Genomic DNA, 609 nt, shown 5'->3' on the forward strand with positions numbered 1-609 from the left:
GCCGAGCGCGACCGCACGATGCCGCAGCACCGCCCGGCCCGCCAGCGTCCGGGCGACCTCGTCAGTCCGCTCCACGCGGGCCTGCATCACGTCCAGCGCGTCCGGATCGGCTGCACTCAGGACGACCGGGGTCACCGGCAGCGTGGCCGCACCGCCTGCGGGCGCGGCCGCCACCGGGGCTTCCAGGATGACGTGCGCATTGGTGCCGCTGATGCCGAACGACGACACCGCCGCACGCCGCGGCCGGTCCACCGACGGCCAGTCGCGGGTCTTGGTGAGCAGTTCCACCGCGCCGGCCGTCCAGTCGACCTGTGTGGACGGCTCGTCGACGTGCAGCGTGCGCGGCAGGATGCCGTACCGCATGGCCTGGACCATCTTGATGATGCCGGCGACACCGGCCGCGGCCTGGGTGTGCCCGAGGTTCGACTTGACCGAGCCCAGCCACAACGGCTCCGACCGGTCCCGACCGTAGGTGGCCAGCAGCGCCTGCGCCTCGATCGGATCGCCCAGCGGCGTGCCGGTGCCGTGCGCCTCCACCGCGTCCACCTCGGTGGCAGCGATCCGCGCGTTGGCCAGCGCCTGACGGATCACCCGCTGCTGCGACGGACC

The 609-nt window shown here is 73.7% G+C and carries 1 protein-coding gene; it reads right to left on the bottom strand.

Translation table 11 applies throughout. The annotated features are described in order from the left end of the window. On the bottom strand, positions 1–609 hold a 609-nt coding region (locus Acy02nite_RS46235), incomplete at both ends, for a ketoacyl-synthetase C-terminal extension domain-containing protein (protein ID WP_239175924.1).

The sequence above is a fragment of the Actinoplanes cyaneus genome (genome assembly GCF_016862095.1).
Lineage (GTDB): Bacteria > Actinomycetota > Actinomycetes > Mycobacteriales > Micromonosporaceae > Actinoplanes > Actinoplanes cyaneus.